This is a genomic window from Marinomonas sp. SBI8L (assembly GCF_001624705.1).
Classification (GTDB): domain Bacteria; phylum Pseudomonadota; class Gammaproteobacteria; order Pseudomonadales; family Marinomonadaceae; genus Marinomonas.
Map to the genome: position 1 here is coordinate 241,185 of NZ_JSEO01000002.1, position 18,129 is coordinate 259,313.

Sequence of the window (18,129 nt, forward strand, 5' to 3'; positions counted from 1 at the left end):
CTCGCTAAGCATGAAGTCTAGCTTTGTGAAAGGTGCAAACGCACGTCATTGATGCACATCACTTTATAAGTTAATTTGCTTATATTATCGAAAAAAATTGTTAATCTGTTTAGGTCTTTTGCATACACATAGATGTTACAACTAATAACAGAATTTTTGTTGTCAGTATTTCAATGTGAATTATTTTGTAACTTTATTCATTTTTATGTTTTTTTTATTTAAAGTAATCTTTAATCTTATGATTCAAATGACGTTTTTGTGCAAATATATGCAAATGGGTTGACTTTTCTTGCACATTTCGAGTCTCATAGGGAAATTGAGTTAACTATTAAAACTATAAGCACATGAATGTGGTTGAGTAAAAAATTACGATTTAACCACTGAATGTGATGATTAAGGATGATCAGGTGACATTAGATTCGTCTATCAAAAACCGCTTTCACTCTAGCAATTACCAATTGATCGAAATGATAGGTCAAGGTGGTTTTGGTATGGTGTTTAAAGCAAGGCAAATTAGCACTGATCAGACCGTAGCAATAAAATTTCTAACTCTTTCCTCTGAGTTTGATAGTGAAAAAAAGCAAAGATACCTTGAGCGATTTCAAAGAGAGACGGCTTTAAGTAGTCGTTTACAGCATCCAAACATTGTTCGCCTTTTAGATAAAGGAGTTTGTGATGAAGATTTGGTGTATGCCGTATTTGAATATGTTGATGGAAAATCACTAAAAGAACTTCTTTCTGAAAAAGGTGCACTGCTTCCTGCGGATACTGCCAACTTAATGGGCCAGGTACTCGACGCTTTATCTCATGCCCATGAGCAAGGTGTTATACATAGAGATTTAAAACCAGCCAACATTATGCTTAGTAAAGTTGGTACAAAAGAACATATTAAAATCTTGGATTTTGGTATTGGTACTCTCAGTAATGAAGTGCGACAGCACGACTATAAATCTATCACCCTAACTAACGAGACTTTAGGTACCCCTTCTTACAGTGCTCCAGAACAATTGCGTGGTGAGTCACCCTCTATTAAAAGTGATATTTATGTTTGGGGGTTAGTATTTATTGAATGCTTGACTGGTGAGCCTGCAATAACTGGAAACAGTCTCGCTTCAATATTTCATAAGCAATTAAGCCTTTCGAATGTTCCTATACCAACAGCAGTAGCTGGTCATCCTGTAGCAAACTTATTAAGACGAGTGCTTAATAAAAAAGTAAATGAGAGGGCTGGAGATGCTGGACTTATTTACAATGACTTAAAGCAGATTAACATAAACTCTTTGGTTGGAGATTTGTCATTAAAGCAAAACTCTAATGACAACGAATACGTTAATGAATTTAATCAATATGGTGATAAAAACAAAGAGTTTGCAATTAGCAATTCTATATGTACTGATGATTTTAATAAAGAAAGTGTTGCACTAGCTTTACAAGAAACCCAAATCAATACTGCTATTGAAATTAGCTCCAGTATTATTGAGCAAAAACAAATTTCTGTTTTATGTGTCACTTTGACATTAAGCGGCATATTGCATTTTGACAGTAGTGAATCAGATTTAGAGTTATTGGATGTTATACATAGAGATAGTCGTTCTCAAGCGATCGATATAGCAATTCGTTATGGGGCTTATCATGCTGGAACGCTTGGTGATACTTTGTTGTTTTATTTTGGTTATCCATCTGTAAGTGATAATGACAGTCGTCTTTGCGCTCGAGCTGCTCTTGATATAACAAGTAATATTAACCAAAGAAACTCATTATTAAAGCAAAGTGAAAAGCTTGAAATTGTAGCTAGAATGGGAATGCATACTGGTATTGTTAGTCATTATTCAGATGCAATGCCAGAGGGGGCGGCTATAAATATAGCAATGGAACTTTCTAGATTAGCAAGACCCAAACAGGTGCTTTGCTCGCAAACAAGCAGAAGGTTACTTGAAGGATATATTGAATTTAAGATGGCTCTTAATACATCTTTAGGGGTTAATAGTTCTCAGGCTGTACACCAATTGATTGGTGAAAGGCTTAATGAGGCTTTTGGCTTTTTAAGAAGTACACGAACTGCTAATGCTTTTGTAGGGCGTGATGAGGAGTTAGAGGAGCTAAAAAGTTTTTTTAATGGATTACATTCTTCGAAAGCTTCTTATGTGCATATATATGGTGAAGCTGGAATTGGTAAGTCAAGGTTGATTTATGAGGTTAGAGGTTTAGCAAATAGCTTTCAACATTACTTATCTCAATGCTTACCAGAAAACCAGCATAACGGACTATATCCAATTTTAACAATAATAAAAAATAAATATAACATTCAGGATGTATCAAGTGAGTATCATGATAAAAACTTTCTTGAAGCAGTGAAGGTTGCATTGAAAGAGAGTGATGAAATTGATTCTGATATTTCTATTCCGATTCTTCTAACTTGGTTGAATATGCCAATACCTGAAGAAATGTCAATAGCACCTTTGGCTGCTGAAGTTCAAAAAGATATTTTATTTAAAGTATTAACATTTTTGTTATTAAAACCTAGTGAAGGTAGTAATGAGAAAATATTATTCTTTATAGAGGATGTTCACTGGTCAGATCCAATTAGCATAGAGTTTTTTTCGATTTTTTATAAAAATAAAATGTTTGATAGGAAAAAACATTTTGTTATTTTTACTTCCAGAACAAGAGCTTCCGAAAAAATAAGTATGAGTGATTGTTGCTTGATTGAACTAGTCGGCTTGAATGCTGATAAGAGTAAACTATTTATTAATGAATTTTTTAATAGAGATAGTATATCGGCTAGGGTTTATGAAGCTATTATTAGGAGGACTGATGGTATTCCTTTTTATATGGAAGAGCTTATTAGTATGATGCTTAATAAAAATATAGTTCATCACTTTAATGGTGTTGTTGATTTTGTTAGTGATAGAGCTATTAGTTATATACCTGATACATTGTTAGATTCTTTGCAAACTAAGATTGACAGCTTGTTATACTCAAAAGATACTGCTCAAGTGGCCGCCGTTATAGGTCGAGAATTTGATTATAAACTTCTTTTAAATGTATCAAATAAAAATAGCTTTGAATTGCAGCGAGATTTAAATGAATTAGTTGCTAAAGATTTGCTATATAAGCAGCGTATTATTGAAGGTGATGTTTATATTTTTAAACATGCTTTAGTAAGAGATGCAGTTTATGGTGGTTTAAATGCAACGAATAAAAAAAGCATACATAATGCTATTGCTAATTCGATTGAAAAAGATAAAAGTAATGATGATGTAAATAATTTGCTGTCATTTCATTATTCATCAGCTGAAAATTATGAAAAATCTGCAGTTTATGCAAATGCTTCAGCAGTTGCTTGTATGCAGAGAAGTCAATATGAACAAGCTATTCATTATTCAAAAGTGGCCTATGACTCGGCGTGTCATTATGACTCAACTTATGAATTCAAGGTTGAAATTAATCAAATTTTAACAACTGCAACAATGATGACCCTAGGTTGGGGCGGAGAAGAGGTTGAAAAGCTAGTTTCAAGGTCGCAAAAACTAATTGAAAATCTTTCAGAAAAATCAAATGATTTAAAAGCAAGAACTTATCTTAGTCTAGCTACTTATAATAACGTGCGTGGTAATCATAATAAAGTTTATGGGATTATTCGACTGGCATTAAGTATTAATGAACTTGATACTGGTTTAAAGTCTGCTCTATATGCACTAAAGGCACATTGTTTATGGTGTCAAGGGAAGTTTGATAAGGCACTTAGTTATACAGAAAGAGCAAGGAGCTTATATGATGATAAATTGCATTATGACCACGCAGAGAAGTTTGGGCATGACACAAAAGTTTTTGCATTAAGTTTAGAAGCATTAATTTATGCTAGTTCATCGATGCATGAAATAGCTGAAAAAACTATTCAAAACTCTATAAAATATGCAGAAGAAATAAATAGTGTTCACAGTTTATGTATGTCAAAGTTTTATTGGTGTTGTTGTTTATACTTAAATAAAAATTTTGATAAATTAAAAAGTACCTCAGAAGAGATTTTATCAATTTGTGAGCTGAATAATTTAGCAAATTGGGATGGGGTGACGAATATTATGTTCTCCTTAATCAGCGGTGATGCAGATAAGGCAGAAGATAGTTTGCGAGATTTGCTTAAGGCTGGAGCATCTCAAATGCAGGGTTTTTGGAATTCTATAATTGCTGAAGTTGAAATTGAAAATGGTAATGAAATTAAAGCTATTTCAAGGTTAGAGGCTTCAATTCAGCAATCAAGAGAAGTAGAGGATTATTTTTTTGTTGAATTACAACAAAAGATAATGTGTAAGTTAAATCACAATAAATGGAATAGAAGGAATTAATTATGTCAGGATTTAATATTGATAACACTAGCGGAATGCCTCATGGTGATGAGCCATTATTGCCTGCCTTAGATATTATTTATAGCTGGCGCTCAACATGGTTAAGAGCTATTGCTGTTGCTTGGTCTGATGATAACTTTAAGTCAGTACTGCTTGAAGACTCTCAAAAGGCGTTTGCAATGCTAGGCTTTACTGGTGAGTCTGAAAACGTAAGTTTGTGGAACTTGTTGCATATCAAAGTTGTAGAGTCTCCAACAGATGCTTCTAATCCTGATGCAGGTGTTGTGCAGGTAGAAATCCCAGTAAACCATCATATTTATTCACCTAAATATGAAGACGTTATGACGAAGGTAAATGGCACGGATAAAGTTGTTCAAAAAATCGAAGAAAATGGTTGGAAGGAGTCTGTTGTAAATGGTGCATTAAAAATGTATCTAATTCTTCAGCTACCACCTAAGCCGTTAACTGACTCTAAAGATCTAGCGCTCATTGATTATGATGCTGCAGGTAAAATATACCCATTTACAGCATCATAAGTTAATAGGCTTGATTTATGAAATATATATTGATTGACTCGGATAGACATGTAGTTGAACCATCCGCTGTATGGAAAAATGTAGATGGTTATGAGGTTAATTATGTTCATGATACATATGAAAAAATGGGAGAGAGAGCTGAAAGGTTAGGACCTGATGCAGCAATTCAATTACCTCCAGATATTTATATTGGTAAATTTCTTATTTTAAATAGCTGGGGTGAAAATGAAAGATTAGCTTCAGCTTACAAGAGTAAGAATATACAGAAAAAGCTAGGTTCAGGCATGACACCTGAAAAGCAGATCTTATCTATGAATGATAGTGATATCGAGCAGGCTGCAATATTTCCTAGTTTTGCAATGTATATAGTTAATCATGAAAAAATACCTCCTAGAGTTTCATTGGAATATGCTTGTTCTTATAATAAGTGGTTATATGAATATTGTTCCATTAGCCCCAAAAGGCTAAGAGCTGTTGGAGTAATTAGCCGTCACGAACCATCAAACATGGTAGAGCAATTGGAGAAAGTTATAAGCAATGGCTGGACTTCAATCACCTTGAGACCAGAAGTGATTTGTGGCCGTACATTAGGGCATGAAGATTATAATGATTTCTGGGCTGCATGTGAAAAGCATAATATTGCTGTAGCCTTTCATGGAGGAACTAATCTTCATGCGCCAACGGCTGGAACGGATAGGTTTACTTCTCGTTTCGCTATGCATGCTTGTTCGCACCCAATGGAGGCTCAAATGGCATTTGTCTCTTTACTTGAGTCAGGTGTATTAGAGCGACACCCAAGATTGAAGTTTGCCTTTTTGGAAGCGGGTGCATCCTGGGTGCCTCATTGGTTGTGGCGACTGGATAATATTTGTTATCCAGAATTCCCTACTTTAGTTGAAGAAAATATTAAGATGCTGCCATCCGAATATTTTAAACGTCAATGTTGGGTTGGAATTGAGCTTGGTGAGCCATGTTTAAGAGAGGTTATTGATGTAATAGGTCATGACAAACTTTTGTATGGTAGTGACTTTCCTCATCCTGATCATTTGCAATTTACGACTGAAGATATAGCTCAACAACTCGAAGAGCTGACTGAGATTGAATTGCAAGCAGTGTTAGAGCAAAACGCTAAAGATTTTTATGGCTTTGAAGACATAAAAAATGAAGAGGTTTTGTTTAAATCTGAAGATCAACTGGCTGAGGTAAACTAGTTACATGGAAAAATCGTCTAGTGTTTATCATTGGCATGGTCAATTTAATGTCTATGTGTTGAAAAACAAAGATGTCTTGCTGCTGTCCTCTGGGCAGCAGCTTTTATTGCCACAAGAGCAGTTCCCTTTTGTTGATGAGATTGATGGAAAAAAAACGCTTGATGACATCTTGGTAACTAAGATAAATTTGGATGAGAGAGCGTCGCTTTTCTTATATCAAATAAACAAACTAGTTGAACTCAACGTAATTAATAAGAGTGCTGGAAATAATGTATATCAAAAGCCTTCATTTGTGGGTGAGCCAATTTCCAGGCTGATTCAAAGTTCAGAATCAAATATAACCTTTAGCTCCTTAAGTCTGTGTAATGACGCAGTAATAAAGCAAATTGAGCAAAGCCTAACTGCTAGCCTAAATCAAGGTTACAATACTGATAAAGACTTGCAGCTAATAGTTGTTGATGATTTATTAGATAAACGAATCGAAGATTGCATTAAATCTGACAATTTTCTTGTGCTTAAAGTCTCAGGCGAAGCAATTAGTGTAACCTCTATCTTTAGTAAGCATGAGGTCTCTTTATTTATCAAGCTACAAGGTCAGCTTCTAGAGAATCAACCTGTACGTAAAACTCTAGAGCTTTGTTATCCGACTGATAGTCATGCTTATCCTTTTGAATTTCTTGAGCAGCTTAACAGTAAGTGTATAGATGCTATAGACAGGCTATTAGAAGAACAGTTCTTTGCATTTGCTAAGTGCGACAATAAAGCAATATCAATTTATAGGCCTAATACTGATTCGTTTGAATCTCATGTTATTAATAATGCTTTAGGCAACAATGTTGAATTTTCAAATCAGATTGATAGTCCTATAGAGTTAGAGTCGTGCATTAGTCGATTTAATATCGATGGCGGTTCTAGGAGTGTTACAGCAACACAAACGGTAGAAAAATTAATGCCGTTAGTCAGTCCTATTACAGGTGTAATTAATCATCTCGAGGTGATAGGTGAAAACCCGAGCTCGCCGATAAAAATTTATCGTACTGGATTTTTTAAAACACCAAATAAAGCTGAATTAACTGAGTTTGATCGAAATAGCTTTGTTCAGATATGTTTAGGTAAAGGTGTAAGTCACGATCAATCTAAAGCGAGTGCCTTATCTGAGGCAATTGAAAGATATGCTGCCCTTTATCAGTCTGATGTGGATTTATTGGAATTAAAACACTCAGAGCTTTTAGATAAGGGGTTTAGAGCAGTTAATTTTCAGTCTTTAGTGCCATATAGTGCCGACCAGTATCATAAATTTAATCAAGCTGATCATCCGGACTCCAAGCTTAAGCAGGCTGCGAAACCTTACAGGGATGAATTGATACATTGGTTACCAACTTGGTCTCTGACACTATCAGAGCAGGTATATGTGCCGCTTTCCCAATGTTTCAGTAATATTCCTTTTTCAGATGATGAATTTGGTCGTTGGCATTCAAATGGTTGTGCGGCTGGAAACACGTTAGAAGAGGCTATTTTACAAGCGCTTTTTGAGTTGATAGAAAGAGATGCAACTGCAATTTGGTGGTATAACAAGTTAGTTTGTCCAAGGTATGATCTCGATAAGTTAGATCCAGACAACTTACAGAAGCTTGATAAGTGTTTGAGTCCTGATAGTGAAGTTGGCCACGACTACTGGGTTTTGGACTTAACGTCTGACTTAGGAATACCCGTTATGGGGGCTTTCGGCAGAGATAAGGTGACAGGCGGCTTAGTAATGGGCTTTGGCTGTCATTTGATCCCAGAAATGGCGGCTCAAAGAGCTTTGACAGAGCTTTGCCAGTTGATTCCGATTAGAGATCAAAATGCAGCACCTTTTGACTTTGATTTAATTGAAGTGGGAGAGCACCTCGAAGGTTCAAGTGAGTTAAAATCTAATACCTATGCTATTAAGCCTAGTTCAGATATTAAAGATGATATTTCGGCTGTCGTCTCGCAGTTAAAGCTAAATGGTATGGAGGTGATGGTGTTAAATTATAGTCGTGCTCATATTCCATTATTTACTGCGAAGGTATTTGTACCAGGTTTGTGTCACATTTGGCCCCAGTTAGCGAATGAACGTTTGTATCAAGCGCCAATAAAAATGGGGTATTTTGCGGTTGCGAACACAGAGCAATCAATTAATCAGCAAGCCTTGTATATATAAATTTTACTTATAGGTTTGTTTAAAACTGTAATTATCTGTAATGGTGTCAGTGTATGGGCGTTGGTACAGTAAAATAACTTAAGGATGAGGGGAAAGGGTATGGCAATTCTAATTAACGGCAGTACAGGTGAGAAAGTCATCATACAGCCTCAACATATTTTTGGTCGTCACCCAACGACTGAAACAGAATTGACTCAGCCTGAAGCGTCACGCACCCATGCAGTTGCGATTTGGGATGGCGAAGGCTGGGTGCTTCAAGATATGAGTACAAACGGTACTTTTATTAATGGATCTAAAATTGTTCGAGGTGAAAAAACACGAATCAATTTAGATGACGAAATTCAGTTTGGCGGCTTAGAGGTTTCATCTTGGTATGTTAAAAACCTTGAGCCACCAGCTAGTATGTTATTGCCTGTTACTAAAGGCCTGCCTATTATCTATTTGAATGGCATTAATGTGCTTCCATCAGAAGAAAACCCAGAAGTAGCTATTTATCAAAATTCTCGTGGCATGTGGATGTGTGAGAATGACACTGGCCCTTATGAGCTTAAAATGGGCGATAAAGTCGGTAGCTATGACAAACAATGGAAGTTTGTAGATGGTGAAACAAGTATAGAAACAAGCTTTATGGCTGACAATATTGCTCAAGCGCCTAAGAAGATCGCATTTAACTTTGATGTTAGCCAAAATGAAGAGCATGTTTCTATCAAACTAATGCTTGATGATAAAGAGGTTGATCTCGGTTTAAGGAATCACCATTACTTAGTTTTGATGCTGGCCCGCAAATTTAAAGAAGATCAATCGTATGGTATGAATTTGTCTGAGTGTGGATGGTTAGATAAAGACCTTCTTTGCAAAATGTTAGGACAGAATGAAAATCATATAAACATTCAAATTTATCGATTCAGAAAGCAATTTTTAGAAGCATACCCATTGCCTGAGCAAATGCCTCAAGTAATAGAAAGAAGAACAGGGGAGATTCGTTTTTTCTCTACTGATATTCAAATTATCGGCGGTATGAAGTTGCGTGAGCTTGATGAATATACAAATAAAAATGTATTTTTGAACTAGTATCTTTAAAGAATATAAAGGGCTTTAAGTTTATTGCTTAAAGCCCTTTTTTATTAGTTTGGATAAATGTATTGCTGGGTTAGTTTAGTTTTTTGTTCAGAGTCACTTAATCTTTTTATTAAGGCTTTAGCGTCTACTTCTTCATCTTTGTAGTTGTCGCCTTGATGTAACTTGAGCAAAGAAAGGTAACTTGCTTTAACAGACTCTTCATATGACTTATGGCCGCTTAAGCGAATTCGAACGCCTAGTTTTATAAGTTCTTCGGCTTCTCCGAGGTCAGGGTTTCCATAACTGATGAGCATAATAGGTAGGTGAGTAACGTCACTTATTTGTCTAAGGGTCTTATTGTCAGTGACACCAAATATACAAATTCCATCAATTCCTGTTTTACTGTAAGCCTTGATGCGTTCAAGCATGTCTGCGTTGTCACCCTCATTTAATGCATGGGTTCTTGCGAAAATCGATAGATTCTTATCTTTTCTTGCAGATACTGCTGCTTCAAGTTTAAGTTTGGCTTCTTCAAGGCTAATTTGACTAAGAGCGGGTTCTTTATAGCGGCAAGGTAGAATGGTATCTTCGATTGTTACCAGTGATGCACCAGCATATTCAAGCTCTTCAATTGTTCGCATCACGTTTAGTGCATTTCCATATCCATTATCCCCATCAACAATAACGGGTAAGTCAGAAGCTTGGCATACGCGTTTAGCATGTGCTGCCAGCTCTGTTAGTGTTAATAGATTTATATCTGGTGCTCCTAGTGCGATAAGAGAAGCAACTGACCCTCCTAGGATGCCAAGTTTAAAACCAATCTCCTGCGCCATCCTAGCAGATAGAGGGTCATAGACTGATGCGCAAACCATAATTTCAGGTGTTGTTAGTTGCTTTTTTAAATTTGTTCTGGCGATGTTTTGCATGTTATAACCTAGGAATTGATATATTTAGAATAAATAAAATAATTAATTTATTAATGATGTTTTTAAGAAAAAAATGCCCACTTAGGGAGTGGGCATAATCGCTACAAAATTCGACGCACAGTAGCCAAGGGAAATAAAACTGGATAAACAGTTTTGTGTGAGACTAAGCATAGGATTATGCTCAATGGAGCTCACAAATGATTCATAGAAACCTATAAATCAATAAAGTTAGCTTTACCTTTTGCTTCGGCTAAATCAGCAGCAGCTGAGGCAACAGCTAAATCTTGAAGACCAACACCTGTCCCATCGAACAAGGTGATTTCATCTTCAGAAGTACGACCTTGGTGGGTGCCATTAATGACTTCACCAATTGGTGTAATATCACTTATTTGAATCAATCCAGATTCGATAGCATGCTGAGCTTCACCTAGAGAGATAGATTGAGCTACCTCATCCGTAAATACAGTTGCAGCTGCTAATAAGTCTGCATCAACTTCCTGTTTACCTTTAGTATCTGTCCCCATACACGCAATATGAGTACCTGGCTTAATCCAATTTTTTTGCATAAGTGATTCAAAAGCAGAGGTAATAGTGATGATAACGTCTGCTTGCGCACCTAGCTCTTCACGGCTTACCGCTTCGAATGGTAGGCCTAGTTCAACACATACTTTCTCAAGATTAGGTAGCATGTCAGGGTGGAAATTCCAAGCGACGACTTTTTCAAAATCACGTTGCTCAACCGCTGCACGTAATTGGAATGTTGATTGATGGCCTGCACCAACCATACCTAAAACTTTAGAATCTTTACGGGCAAGATGAGCAATAGATACCGCAGAAGATGCCGCAGTACGAACAGCTGTTAAATAATTACCACCCACAAGAGACTTAATTTTACCTGTGTCTGGATCAAACAAAATTACGGTAGATTGGTGATTTGTAATACCTTGCTGTGCATTACCAGGCCAATAACCACCTGCTTTAACGCCAAGCACCATGCCGTCGCGATCGAAACCAGATTTAAAGCCGTATAAAGCATCGGCATGACCGATAGCTTCACGAACAACAGGAAAGTTGTAGGCTGAATTTTTTGCCATGGCAGCAAACACATTCTCGACAGCTGTAAAAGCTTCAGGGCGGCCGACAACTGCTTGGCATGTTTCTTCTGAAACGATTGATACACCTTTATTTTCAGTGCTCATAGTGATTCTCCAAGTAATTTATAGAACTCGCTAGCAGGTAGGATGCTAGCGAGTATGGCTAGCCGTATTAGTAAGCTTTACCACGTGCAGAAACAGGCCATAGTGTTTCAACTTTACCGTTACGAATACCAACATAGTAATCGTGAACGTTACAGGTCGGATCACAATGTCCAGGAACAAGCTTAAGTTTCTCATTCACTTTTAGGGCATTGTTAGGATCAGAAATTACACCATGTTCATCAGAGCATTTGATGTATTCAACATCATCACGGCCAAAGATGTAAGGAAGGCCACTATCAACAGATTGAGCTTTAAGGCCCGCATCACAGATTGCCTTGTCGGTTTTAGTGTGGCTCATTACAGATGTTAAGATGAAAAGTGAGTTTTCGAATTCAGAGATACGCTCGCCATTTTCATCATGTATACGCTGGTAGTCAGCATCCATGAATGCATAAGAACCACACTGTAATTCGTTAAACACACCAGAGTTACCTTCAAAGTAGTAAGAACCTGTACCGCCACCACCAACGATGTCGCACTCTAGGCCTTCAGCTTTAAGCATCTCCATTGAGCGAGCTACCATTTCAACAGCAATATCGATTTTTTCTTTACGGTCTGCATAGCTTTCCATATGTTGCATAGCGCCTTGGTATGCTTGAATACCAGAGAACTTAAGACCCGGTGTCGCAGCAATAGCTTTAGCGATATCAACTACAGGTTGACCTGCTTGAACACCACAGCGGCCGGCACCACAATCGATTTCTACTAGACATTCGATTTGTGTGTCGTGTTTAGCAACGGCAGCAGCAAGTTCTGCAACGTTTTCAATATCATCAACACAACAAATAGTACGAGCGCCTAGTTTAGGCATACGGGCTAGACGGTCTATTTTAGCTGGATCACGTACTTGGTTTGATACCAATACATCTTTAATACCACCGCGAGCAAATACTTCAGCTTCTGAAACTTTTTGACAGCAAACACCACAGCTATCGCCTAGCTTTTCTTGAAGTAGAGCGATATCTACAGATTTGTGCATTTTACCGTGTACACGGTGACGAACACCCATGTCTTTGGCGTATTGCCCCATGGTTTTAATATTTTTTTCTAGTGCGTCAAGATCAACAACTAGGCAAGGTGTTTGAATATCTGCTACGTCCATGCCTGGCAATGCAGGAACATCAAAACCAACTTCTAAATTATCTAATGTCGTCATTTTATTCCCCTATAGGAGTTAAGTAATGGTTTAACCTAGGCTTAAGCTGATGAGCGGAAAGCGCCTAGGTTAAAACAATTTTTTATTTGAATTGAATTAGTTATTAAGCCAAGGAAGCTTGTCTAGGTCGACGTTACCACCTGTGATAATGACACCAACTCGCTTACCTTTAAAAATTTCTGGGTTTTTCAAAATAGTGGCTAATGGCACAGCACTGCTTGGTTCGATTACAATTTTCATTGTTTTCCAAACCAACTTCATAGCATCTACAATTTCTTCTTCTGTTGCTGTTAAAATGTCGGTCACATGGTTACTGACAAAGTGCCAAGTTAAATCTTTTAAAGGTACTTTTAGACCATCTGCCACCGTGTTTGGTGCATCATCTGCAATGATATGGCCAGCTTTAAAAGAGCGGGCTGCATCATCCGCATTCAGAGGTTCAGCTGCATAGATTTTAACGTTAGGTGCCATGTTCGAAATGGTTAAACATGTACCTGAGATCATTCCGCCACCGCCGATAGGTGCAATGACTGCATCAAGGTTTTCAACCTGACTTAGCATCTCTTTTGAGCAGGTTGCTTGCCCCGCAATTACTCTTGGATCATTGTAAGGGTGAACAAAGTCAGCACCTGATTGAGCAACTACTTCAGCAAATGTCGCCTCTCGTGAGCTAGTCGATGGTTCACACTCGACAATGGTTCCACCGTAGCCAATTACCGCATCTTTTTTAGCTTGAGGCGCTGTTCTAGGCATAACCACAGTGACAGGAATGCCGCGTTGTCCTGCTGCATAAGACAAAGACAGTGCATGGTTGCCAGAGGAGTGTGTTGCAACACCAATTTTGGCTTCTTCGTCTGTCAAACCAAATACTGCATTAGAGGCACCACGTACTTTAAATGCCGCTGCTTTTTGTAAGTTTTCGCATTTAAAGAATAGTTCTGCACCTGTTTGTTCGTTTAAACGTTGGGATGTCAGAATAGGTGTTTCATGTATATATGGTTTGATTCTTTCATGAGCGGCAATAACGTCGTCATAAGTTGGAATCACTAAATTTTCTTCAGAACTCATGCTTAACCTCGCAATTCATCGGATTAAAGACCAACGCGGTTAGGCGTTGGCTTTTTTAGCTGTTTTACGAAAATACTCTTGTGCTGCAGCAACACCTGTACCTAATTGGATCGGGTAATCAAGATCGGCCATAGCCATCTCAATAGTCGCCAATCCAGAAAGAACCATTACATCTGTTAAAGAACCAAGGTGACCAATACGGAAAGCTTTACCATTCATTTCACCAAGGCCAATACCAAAAGATACGCCGTACTTATCAAATGCATGTGCAGTTAATTCGTTACTGTCAAAGCCTTCTGGAACATAGATGGCACTTACACTGTCAGACGCAAGTTCTGGTGTATTAGCGCATAACTTAAGGCCCCAAGCTGCAACAGCTTGACGAACGCCTTCTGCTAAACGGAAGTGACGCGCATAAACGTTTTCAAGACCTTCATCAAACAACATGTCTAAGCTTTCTTTCATGCCGAAGATTAACTGTAGTGGCGGTGTATAAGGGAAGCCGCCATTCGCATTCGCACCCATCATGTCTCTGAAATCAAAGAAGGTACGAGGTAGATTAGCTGTTTCCATTGCTGCCAATGCTTTTTGGCTAACACCTAAGATCGCCATGCCAGTAGTCAGCATGAAACCTTTTTGCGAACCTGAAATCGCAATATCAACTTCCCAGGCATCCATTTCAAATGGCATAGAGGCTAGTGAACTAACGCAGTCAACAAATAACATTGCAGGGTGATTTACATTGTTCATCGCTTTGCGAACCGCTGCAATATCACTGCGTACACCTGTTGCTGTCTCGTTATGAGTTACTAGAACCGCTTTAATGTCGTGATTGCTATCTTCGTTTAATGCTGCTTCAAAAAGGTCTGCTGGTGCACCGTCGCCCCAAGGGCATTCGATTACAACAACTTCAAGTCCATGGCGTTGACAAAGGTCGATCCAACGGTGAGAAAACATACCGTAACGAGCGATAAGAACCTTGTCACCAGCAGATAATGTATTGCTGATAGCGGCTTCCCAACCACCTGTGCCTGTTGAAGGGAATGTGATGACTTCGCCTGTTGTTGTGCCAAATACTTTTTTGCAACCTTCAAGTACTGGAGTCAGTGTTTCCACAAAGTTTGGTGATCTGTGGTCCTGAGTCTGAATGTGCATCGCATTTAATAAGCGATTAGGAATGTTAGTCGGGCCAGGAATGAAAACCGGGTTCTGTTCGGACATAGGAAATAACTCCATAAGGTTCATGTAAAAAATTTAAACAGCGTAAAAATATAACGATGTTTCTTGGTATGCATTTACCTTATAAATTTAATTCTACGACCGCAATGTGATGTGGTTTCATAATATGAAAACGAGGTTTTTTTAAGTCTAAATTTTTTAACTAATTGTTTTTTAAGAATTATTTTTGAATAAATGTTAAAAACACTGTTTTCATAATGTGAAAGTGCAATTTTTTCATTCGTTATATGGTTTTTATATTTTTTTACCCTTATATTCTTAAGCATTGTTCAGTTTTAGAGAATGGTAAGTCTTATGAATAAAGTTAAACCAGAATCACGCATACAGGTGATCGATAGAGCGGCTTTATTGCTTGATGCAATTTCACGTTACACCAAGCCAGTAAAGCTAAAAGTATTGAGTGCAGACACAAATCTGCATCCTTCAACGGCATATCGGATTCTTCACTCTTTAATTGATAACAAGTTTGTAGACCGTGATGCTGGTGGAGAATACAGATTAGGGCAAAGGTTGTTACAACTGAGTAATCGACAACATTCAGAGGTAGATCTTCGTGCTGTTGCTATGCCTTACATGGAAAAACTTAGAGATAAAGTAGGCGAAACGATTAATCTGACTATTCGAGAGGGTGACGTGGTTATTTATCTCGAAAAAGTGACGCCTAATCGCATGATGCATGTTCAACAGGTTGTGGGTTCACGTGCCCCTTTACATGTAACAGGGGTTGGAAAGCTTATGCTTGGTATGAGTGGAGAAGAGGGGATTCGCAGTTACGAACAAAGAACGAACCTTCCTGCATATACCAGAAATACCTTTTCATCTTATGACGCTTTATATGATGAATGCATGTCTTGCATTGATAGGGGCTACGCTTTTGACAATGAAGAGGCAGAAATAGACGTAGGCTGTATTGGTGTTCTTTTATACGACAGGTCTGGTGGTATCACGGCAGGTTTATCTTTGTCAGCACCGATTGATCGAAGAAAAGATGAATGGATTGCTGATTTAGTTGAGGCAGGCAAGGCCATTTCAGCTGAACTTGGCTATTCAGCAGAATAATATTATTCATCGCGGCTTACACTGCTAAATGGCTTAACCATGTTTAGTGTCGGCCGTCTGAAGCCTCTAGTTTGAATACATACTTTTTATTTGAGACCAACACACTTTTTTTCTTTTTTTTGTATTTAGGAGTAGAAGCTATGCTATCGGTTAATCGATTGAGTCAATCTGATGCAAATGTATTAATTGCTGGAGCGGTTAATAAAGCCAAAGAAATTGGTGTGCCAATGTGTATTGCTGTCACTGATGAATCTGGTAATTTAATTGCATTTGAAAGAATGGATGGAGGGAAAATTCATAGTATCACCTTAGCGCAAGACAAAGCCTTTACCGCAGCCTCTGCGCGCAAAGGGACCCACGAATATAATGAAGCCTGTATTCCTGGTGCTGATAACCATTTATTTGGTATTCACACAGGGTTAGGAGGAAGATTGTGTATAGTGGGAGGTGGTTTGCCTGTCAGTGTTAATGGAGAAGTTGTTGGTGGTATTGGGGTGAGCTCTGGCGCACCAAGCCAAGATTTAAGTTGTGCTAAAGCAGGAATTGAAAGCTTTAATCATTCTTGCCTGTAATATTGGCTGTAATAAAAGAAAAGCGAGCCCTGCAATAGTGCTCGCTTTTTTTTGAATGTTTTTTAAGCGAGCCTACAGTTTTTAGAATAACGCTCACTTTTGCAATATGATGCATTAAAATTGCGTTATTTTACTGTTTTATAAAGATAAAATTCATCAAATAAAAATGTAATATCCGGTAATATTTTTTGTAATCTTAGGGATGTAGTCTCGGATTTATCGATTTTGTAAGCAAAATCTAATAAATTAAAGGACTGCTTATGTGTACTCGCGTATTCAATAATTCTACCAACGATTTCCTCACAACCGCTCGAAATATGGACTGGGAAACTCCATTAACTACTCGTTTATTTTGCTTCAATAAAGGCTTGAGTAAGGTAGGTTGTAATAAAGTAACTAGCAAAACACTTAGATGGGAATCTCAATATTCGTCAGTGGTATCTATGATAGGCGAAGGCAGTGAAAAAATTGCGAGTGAAGGGATAAATAGTGAAGGTTTAGTAGCCAATGCGTTATTTAATACCAGTGCTAGTTATCTTTCTAGTTATGCATCATTTGATAAGCAACTTGAAGTGACTCGCTGGGTACAATATGTATTAGATACTTGTAAGTATGTCAGTGAAGCAGTTGATAAATTTGCAGATGACAGTGAAATCAAAATTCAGTTAATTAATAAAAAAATGCCTGATAGTAATCAGGATGCCTTATTACACCTAGCTGTATCGGATATTTATGGCGACTCAGCTGTTATTGAAGTTAAAAATGGCATTTTTAATGTTTATCAAAGTGACAACTTTAAGGTGATGACTAATCAGCCAGATTATGAAACACAAATCCTTTTAAATATGACTACTAGGTGGCAATGGAGTGATGAAAACCCAACACCTTCACAGGCAATTCCTGGTGGTCCATTCTCAGCTGATAGATTCCAGCGAGCGGCTTTCTATTTAAACAACCTAGCTGAAGCGGATTCAATGCAAGAATCAATTGCACAATCACGCTCTATTATTGCAAATGCTTCTGTTCCTTTAGGCTTTAATTTAAAAACACATGATATCTCTACCCCTGAGACTCAGTGGTCAAGTGTGAGTGATCATAACAACCAAGCCTATTACTTTTATAATAATCGTACTCAAGACGTTTGTTATTGTGTTTTAACGGATATTAACTTTGTTGATGATGTCTTACAGCTAGATCTGATTGAGAATAATGATGGTAAAGTTCAGCAGAACGTTGTCGCAGGTTTAATCAATCATAAGTTTAAATTGGGGAATGATCCTTACCAAGCTCCAGTTGAGATGTTAGATAACAAGTTTATTGCATAATCCTGCTCTTCAAGATGGTCTAGGGAAGCTACCAAATCACAGCTTCCCTAGAAGTGTTAAACAGTGTCTAAGTCACCACTTTGTTCGATATCTTTTCCTCCCTTTAATACTCCCTATCACTTCAATCATCTTAATTTCGGTTAACTAACATTACACATTTCATGGTTTTGTAACTTTTAATAAAGTTT

At 37.7% G+C, this 18,129-nt stretch carries 13 protein-coding genes; 8 read left to right on the forward strand and 5 right to left on the reverse strand.

Annotated elements, in window-relative coordinates:
* Nucleotides 1-407 precede the first annotated feature (407 nt).
* The 5 genes from OA91_RS03180 to OA91_RS03200 all read left to right on the forward strand — a co-directional run bounded on the left by OA91_RS03180 (nt 408) and on the right by OA91_RS03200 (nt 9,349).
* Nucleotides 408-4,346 (forward strand): protein kinase domain-containing protein, encoded by a 3,939-nt coding sequence (locus tag OA91_RS03180; RefSeq protein ID WP_063340092.1) that lies wholly within the window; start codon nt 408-410, stop codon nt 4,344-4,346.
* Nucleotides 4,347-4,348: 2 nt separating this feature from the next.
* The gene (locus OA91_RS03185; protein WP_046017314.1) at nt 4,349-4,882 is read left to right on the forward strand and encodes a hypothetical protein; all 534 of its coding nucleotides are present in this window, start codon (nt 4,349-4,351) and stop codon (nt 4,880-4,882) included.
* Between the two features lie 17 nt (nt 4,883-4,899).
* Complete coding sequence (locus OA91_RS03190) at nt 4,900-6,093, forward strand: amidohydrolase family protein (RefSeq protein WP_063337128.1); 1,194 nt, start codon at nt 4,900-4,902, stop codon at nt 6,091-6,093.
* Nucleotides 6,094-6,097: 4 nt separating this feature from the next.
* Nucleotides 6,098-8,278, forward strand: coding sequence for a YcaO-like family protein (locus OA91_RS03195; RefSeq protein WP_063337129.1), 2,181 nt, complete (start codon nt 6,098-6,100; stop codon nt 8,276-8,278).
* Nucleotides 8,279-8,377: 99 nt separating this feature from the next.
* The gene (locus tag OA91_RS03200) at nt 8,378-9,349 is read left to right on the forward strand and encodes an FHA domain-containing protein (RefSeq protein ID WP_063337130.1); all 972 of its coding nucleotides are present in this window, start codon (nt 8,378-8,380) and stop codon (nt 9,347-9,349) included.
* Nucleotides 9,350-9,402: 53 nt separating this feature from the next.
* On the opposite strand, the gene OA91_RS03205 is transcribed toward OA91_RS03200, so the two are convergent.
* The 5 genes from OA91_RS03205 to bhcA all read right to left on the reverse strand — a co-directional run bounded on the left by OA91_RS03205 (nt 9,403) and on the right by bhcA (nt 14,967).
* Nucleotides 9,403-10,263, reverse strand: coding sequence for an isocitrate lyase/PEP mutase family protein (locus OA91_RS03205; protein WP_063337131.1), 861 nt, complete (start codon nt 10,261-10,263; stop codon nt 9,403-9,405).
* A 212-nt stretch (nt 10,264-10,475) separates the two neighbouring features.
* On the reverse strand, nt 10,476-11,462 hold the full coding sequence (gene bhcD / locus OA91_RS03210) for an iminosuccinate reductase BhcD (RefSeq protein WP_063337132.1): 987 nt from the start codon (nt 11,460-11,462) through the stop codon (nt 10,476-10,478).
* A gap of 67 nt (nt 11,463-11,529) precedes the next feature.
* Nucleotides 11,530-12,678, reverse strand: a complete 1,149-nt coding sequence (gene bhcC, locus OA91_RS03215) for a 3-hydroxy-D-aspartate aldolase BhcC (protein WP_063337133.1) — start codon at nt 12,676-12,678, stop codon at nt 11,530-11,532.
* A gap of 96 nt (nt 12,679-12,774) precedes the next feature.
* Nucleotides 12,775-13,746, reverse strand: a complete 972-nt coding sequence (bhcB, locus tag OA91_RS03220; protein WP_046017320.1) for a beta-hydroxyaspartate dehydratase BhcB — start codon at nt 13,744-13,746, stop codon at nt 12,775-12,777.
* A 39-nt stretch (nt 13,747-13,785) separates the two neighbouring features.
* A complete protein-coding gene (gene bhcA / locus OA91_RS03225) occupies nt 13,786-14,967 on the reverse strand; it encodes an L-aspartate--glyoxylate aminotransferase BhcA (protein WP_063337134.1) in 1,182 nt (393 codons plus the stop codon).
* A gap of 312 nt (nt 14,968-15,279) precedes the next feature.
* On the opposite strand from bhcA, the gene OA91_RS03230 reads away from it, so the two are divergent.
* The 3 genes from OA91_RS03230 to OA91_RS03240 all read left to right on the forward strand — a co-directional run bounded on the left by OA91_RS03230 (nt 15,280) and on the right by OA91_RS03240 (nt 17,941).
* Nucleotides 15,280-16,044, forward strand: a complete 765-nt coding sequence (locus OA91_RS03230; protein WP_046017322.1) for an IclR family transcriptional regulator — start codon at nt 15,280-15,282, stop codon at nt 16,042-16,044.
* Between the two features lie 140 nt (nt 16,045-16,184).
* Nucleotides 16,185-16,616, forward strand: a complete 432-nt coding sequence (locus OA91_RS03235; RefSeq protein WP_046017323.1) for a GlcG/HbpS family heme-binding protein — start codon at nt 16,185-16,187, stop codon at nt 16,614-16,616.
* A 260-nt stretch (nt 16,617-16,876) separates the two neighbouring features.
* On the forward strand, nt 16,877-17,941 hold the full coding sequence (locus OA91_RS03240; protein ID WP_082827762.1) for a linear amide C-N hydrolase: 1,065 nt from the start codon (nt 16,877-16,879) through the stop codon (nt 17,939-17,941).
* The last annotated feature ends 188 nt before the right edge of the window (nt 17,942-18,129 follow it).